Source organism: Brevibacillus sp. MCWH (assembly GCF_013096935.1).
Classification (GTDB): Bacteria; Bacillota; Bacilli; order Brevibacillales; family Brevibacillaceae; genus Brevibacillus; species Brevibacillus aydinogluensis.
Map to the genome: position 1 here is coordinate 1 of NZ_SDLF01000188.1, position 428 is coordinate 428.

Here is a 428-nt window from a genome sequence, read left to right on the forward strand (position 1 = left end):
TTGCTTACACAAAAAAATATAGGAACAAATACTGATAAAAAGGTGTAGAAATTAAATAACGGAAATTATTTAATAGGATACAATAATATTATTGAAATAAGAGATAGTAACCTTAATCTATTGAAAACCATCAAGAGTTATGGTGGTAATATAAAACAAATTGAAAAGTTAATTAATGAAAATGTAGTTGTATTAAATGAAAATGGTGCTCTTATAGTTTTCGATACTAATAAAGAAGAATATGTAAAAGCTAGAAATATATATATTGTGGGAAAAATTTCGCAATATTACTTTTAAACAACGGCACGTTAATAGGTTTTGGTGAAAATTCTTTTGGTCAGTTAGGTATAGGAACTACAAGCTCACTAGAAAAACCGACAATAATACCAATAAGTAATGTAAAAGATATTGTATGTGGGGGAAGTCAT

The 428-nt window shown here is 26.4% G+C and carries 1 pseudogene; it reads left to right on the top strand.

The features are described 5' to 3' along the window. Positions 1–260: 260 nt before the first annotated feature. Positions 261–428: pseudogene (locus ETC00_RS21010) on the top strand (hypothetical protein); the annotation flags it as partial.